This window comes from Acidocella sp. (genome assembly GCF_052326845.1).
Classification (GTDB): domain Bacteria; phylum Pseudomonadota; class Alphaproteobacteria; order Acetobacterales; family Acetobacteraceae; genus Acidocella.
Genome location: NZ_JBKQJR010000067.1, coordinates 1 through 4532, shown reverse-complemented (window position 1 = coordinate 4532; position 4532 = coordinate 1). Strand labels below are relative to the sequence as shown.

At 64.1% G+C, this 4532-nt stretch carries 3 protein-coding genes, 1 tRNA gene, 2 rRNA genes and 1 pseudogene; 2 read left to right on the top strand and 5 right to left on the bottom strand.

Annotated elements, in window-relative coordinates; translation table 11 throughout:
• Positions 1 to 168: 168 nt before the first annotated feature.
• Positions 169 to 1560 carry an aminotransferase-like domain-containing protein gene (locus ACLPJJ_RS04170; protein WP_443589692.1) on the bottom strand — a complete coding sequence of 464 codons (1392 nt, stop codon included), beginning with the start codon at positions 1558 to 1560 and terminating at the stop codon, positions 169 to 171.
• A 110-nt stretch (positions 1561 to 1670) separates the two neighbouring features.
• Between ACLPJJ_RS04170 and ACLPJJ_RS04165 the strand changes: the two genes are divergently transcribed.
• Positions 1671 to 2531: a DMT family transporter gene (locus ACLPJJ_RS04165; protein WP_443589691.1), complete on the top strand. Its 861-nt coding sequence runs from the start codon at positions 1671 to 1673 to the stop codon at positions 2529 to 2531.
• Between the two features lie 371 nt (positions 2532 to 2902).
• A pseudogene (locus tag ACLPJJ_RS04160) lies at positions 2903 to 3145 on the top strand (DUF6527 family protein); the annotation flags it as partial.
• Between the two features lie 13 nt (positions 3146 to 3158).
• Here ACLPJJ_RS04160 and ACLPJJ_RS04155 read toward each other — a convergent pair.
• The 4 genes from ACLPJJ_RS04155 to ACLPJJ_RS04140 all read right to left on the bottom strand — a co-directional run.
• Positions 3159 to 3605: a hypothetical protein gene (locus ACLPJJ_RS04155; protein ID WP_443589690.1), complete on the bottom strand. Its 447-nt coding sequence runs from the start codon at positions 3603 to 3605 to the stop codon at positions 3159 to 3161.
• 148 nt (positions 3606 to 3753) lie between these two features.
• Positions 3754 to 3830: transfer RNA gene (locus ACLPJJ_RS04150), tRNA-Met, on the bottom strand.
• A gap of 84 nt (positions 3831 to 3914) precedes the next feature.
• A 5S ribosomal RNA gene (rrf, locus tag ACLPJJ_RS04145) occupies positions 3915 to 4029 on the bottom strand.
• Positions 4030 to 4146: 117 nt separating this feature from the next.
• Positions 4147 to 4532 (bottom strand): 23S ribosomal RNA (locus ACLPJJ_RS04140); the annotation flags it as partial.

Here is a 4532-nt window from a genome sequence, read left to right as displayed (position 1 = left end):
CAATGAAAGAAGCCAGCATCCTCAGACCGGGTTGCCCAAACCCTCAAACAAAACCTGCACGCCAAGCGCAGCCGCCGCCCTTAACACAAGCACCATTCCCGCGCAGCGGGTTAGTTCTTCGGCCCGTCACTGCTGCTTTGCGCCCGGGCTGGCCTCTTGCCATAAAGGTCACTCGACACTCTGAGTGGCGCGGCGGAGAAGTTTGAAAATGCGCGGATCGGCGCACTGCGCCACGTTGAAGCGCAGGAAGCGCCCGGCCGTCTGCGCCGGGCTGAACACGTTGCCGGGCGCCAGCACGATGTTCTCGGCCATGGCCCGCCGGGCGATATCCGCCGCATCCATACCATCGGGCAGTTCACACCATAGGAACAGCCCCGCACGCGGCTCCACCCAGGGTGTCAGCCCCACATCGCGCAGCCGGGCCCCGGCTTGGCTCATGGCGGAGGCCAGCCGGGGGCGCAGGCTCTCCACATGCTTGCGGTAGGTGCCGTCCTGCAGCACCGTCAGCAGCACCTCCGCGGAAAGCCGCCCGCCGGCGAAGGAGGTGGCGATCTTGAGGTCCGTCAGCCCCTCGATCCAGTCCGCCTTTGCGGCAATGTAGCCGCAGCGCAGCGAACCCGAGAGCGTCTTGGAGAAACTGCCGATCTGCACCACCCGCTCCAGCCCATCGAAGGCGGCGAGGCGCGGCGAAGGCTCGGATTCGAAATCGGCGAAGATATCGTCCTCGATGACGATGAGATCGTGCTGCTCGGCGAGCTTGAGCACCCGGTGCGCGGTGAGCGCCGAGAGGGAGGCGCCGGTGGGGTTATGCACGGCGGCGTTGGTGATGTAGAGGCGCGGCCGCTCCGCCGCCAGCACCTGGGCGAAGGCGGCAACATCCGGCCCGGTGGGCGTGTACGGCACACTGACCACCCGCGCCCGATGCGCCCGCAACAGCGCACGGAAATTGAAATAGCATGGGTCGTCCACCAGCACGGCATCACCCGGCTCCAGCAGGAAGCGGCAGAGCAGATCAACCGCATGGGTGCCGGATTCGGTGAGCAGAATTTGCCCCGGTGCGGCCGGCACGCCAAACCCCGCCAGCCGCCGGGCCAGGTGCTCCCGCAACGGCGCCAGCCCCAGCGGACTGCCATAATCGGTCAGTGCCGCCGCCTCGGCCCGGGCCAGGCCGCGCAAAGCGCGGCGCAGGCTGGCCTCCGGCATCCAGCTGGGCGGCAGCCAGCCGCAGCCGGGTTTCAGCGCATCATCAGCGGTTTCCAGTGACTGGCGGGAGACCCAGAGCGGATCCACCGCGCGGTCCAGCTTTGGCCCGGCATCCGCCAGGCTGAGCGGCGGCAAATGCCCGGCCACATAGAAGCCGGAGCCGCGCCGGGACTGGATGATGCCTTCTGCCGCCAGCCGGTCGTAAGCCTCGACCACGGTGGTCTTGGACATCTTCCGCGCCTCGGCGAGGGCGCGGATGGAGGGCAGCCTGGTGCCCGCCACCAGACTCCGCGCGGCAATGCGGCTGCGCATCTCCTGCACCAGCTGCGCGACCAGCGTGCCTTCGGACTGGGGCATCCGTACCTCCATATTCGCAAGTACAGTTCAGTAAAATTGTACTTAACTATACCTGGAGGAGCCGCGTTGTCCACGGCACAAAACCGGCATCTTTTGTTGGGATGTGGAGCATGGAGAAGTCGGCGAGCGGCTGGGTGAACGGTGCGTTGGGAGTGGTGATTTTCAGCGGCTCTATGCCCGCCACCCGCGCGGCCCTGGCGGGGTTCGACCCTGTTTTCCTCACCGTGGCGCGGGCGACGCTGGCCGGGCTGCTGGCGCTCGGCCTGCTGCTCGCCTTCCGGCAGCCGCGCCCGGCGCGAGGCGATCTCGCTTCCCTGGCCGTGGTGGCTCTGGGCGTGGTGCTGGGGTTTCCACTGCTCTCGGCCCTGGCACTGCGTCATATCGACGCCGTTCAGTCGCAGATTTTCCTAGGGCTGTTGCCACTGTGCACGGCCCTGTTCGGCGTGCTGCGCGGCGGCGAGCGGCCGCATTACGGCTTCTGGCTCTGCGCCGGGTTGGGCAGCGCCTGCGTCATCGGCGTGGCGTTGCACCACGGGGCGGGGCTGCCCGGCGCCGGCGTGGCGCTGATGCTGAGCGCGATCATCGTGTGCGGTCTCGGCTACGCAGAAGGGGCAAAACTCTCGCGGCGGCTGGGCGGCTGGCAGGTCATCTCCTGGGCGCTGGTGCTGGCGCTGCCGCTCACGCTGGCGGCAAGCTGGCTCACCTGCCCCGCCTCGCTGGCACGGGTCACGGGCGGCGCCTGGGCGGGGCTGGCTTATGTCTCCGCCTTCAGCATGCTGCTCGGCTTCGTCTTCTGGTACCGGGGCTTGGCGCTGGGCGGCATCGCCGCGGTCGGACAACTGCAACTGCTGCAGCCGGCGCTTGGCCTCGCCGCTTCCGCCCTGCTGCTGCACGAAACCGTGCCGCCCGCGATGCTCGCGGTCACCGCCGCCATCATCCTCTGCGTCGCGGCGGCGAAGCGGTTCGTGTGACGGAGAATAGGCGCCGTCATCCAACCAGGTGGGTCGAGCCTGTTGAGCCGGGGCATCTACACTGGGGAAGACCTCGATGCTGAATCCGCACAACGCACGGCGCCCGAGGACTACGAGCGGCGCGTCGCAGCCGGATATCTCCGAGCAGTGGAAGAAGACCGCCCCGCAGTCATGCCTATAAACATGATGGCCGCGAACCTGGGAGTTCTAGACTTTCTCGCTCGAATTCACGGATATCGGCTCGACCCCAATGCTAGTTTCGCGGGGCAGACAATGAGTCTGACGCACGGCTATTACGAATCGGTACAGGATGGTGTGCCGTGCAAAGTTATGGGGCGGATAGTGGGTCTCGGCGACAGGCTGTTGAAGCCATGAGAAGCGTCATCAGTGCTGCTTGGCGAAGGATCTGGAACCTTTGGCCATGGTCGAGGTGGAAAATCGTCTACGTTGAGGATGCGCCTGATGCTCCACGGCCGGGCCGTGTGTACATTGTTGGTGGCCGGGAGCACCCGTTCCAGGCGGTGATGGACTGTCCGTGTGGCTGCAGCAACCCAATCTGGCTGGATCTTGTGCCGGGTCACGGTGAGCACTGGAAGGTACAGGCGGGACGGCGTGAAGTGGCCTCGCTTAAGCCGTCGGTCTGGCGCACGGACGGTTGCCGGTCGCCTTCATGGCGGTCTCGATCCGATGCACCCGGTAATCCTGCACGGTCCCGGGCGTCACCTCGGAGAGCGGCATTTTCCCGAAGAAGGGGAGCAGGTGCAGCCGCAACCTGATCTGGTGACCAGCCACCCATTTGGGGCTGCGCTCGCCCTCGGTGATCACCTCATATTCGCGGGTGAATTTCTCCGCCGCGTCCTGGACGGTCTTCTCCGTCTGCAGCAGCCCCGCGCGCGATTTGCCCATTTTTTCGAGATACCAGTCCTGGGCGATCTCCTTGGCGAGATTGAACTGCTCTTGCCTAGTGCTGAAGCGGTATTGCCGGCCGCCGACCGATGCCGCGCATTGCCACGCCTTGCGCCCCGCGCGCTTGAACAGCTGCAGATCGCCATCCATGAGCTTGTGCGTCGCCATGCTCCCCCCCGTCGCTGGGGCGGCCCCGCTCCCGGGACCACCGGTTGCGCTAAAGCGCGCTAATTGCGCGCTAGGTATTTTGAGGCTATTTCAGGGGGTGGGCGATCTCAAGTTAAACTTGGATCATTTTGATTTGCTTTAGAAAGCTTGGTTGCGGGGGCCAGATTTGAACTGACGACCTTCAGGTTATGAGCCTGACGAGCTACCGGGCTGCTCCACCCCGCGTTGGTATTTTGACGACAAAACCGCCCTTATGGACGCGGATGCGTTTTGGGGGCGGTTTTGTTGTTTGTTTTGATAGGCTGGAGGACCTGGCGGCGACCTACTCTCCCGTGCCTTAAGACACAGTACCATGGGCGCTGGGGATTTTCACGTCCGAGTTCGGGATGGGATCGGGTGTAGGCTCCCCGCCAGAGCCACCAGGTCGTCCAGCCTATCAAAGCTGTTTGATCTGGGTGGTTTGGTTTTGGTGCTTTGCTGTGTGTGTCAGCGTCATTCATCTTTCGATGGATGATTGCTGTGTATGGGGGTTGGTGAGGGATATTTGAACTCTATCGGATGATTAGTACCGGTTAGCTTCGCGAGTTACCCCGCTTCCACACCCGGCCTATCGACGTGGTGGTCTACCACGATCCTCTGGGAGGCCTAGTTTTGAGGTAAGTTTCCCGCTTAGATGCTTTCAGCGGTTATCTTTTCCGTACTTAGCTACCCGGCTATGCCGCTGGCGCGACAACCGGTACACCAGAGGTACGTCCATCCCGGTCCTCTCGTACTAGGGACAGATCCTCTCAAGCCTCCAACACCCACGGCAGATAGGGACCGAACTGTCTCACGACGTTCTAAACCCAGCTCACGTACCACTTTAATCGGCGAACAGCCGAACCCTTGGGACCTGCTCCAGCCCCAGGATGTGATGAGCCGACATCG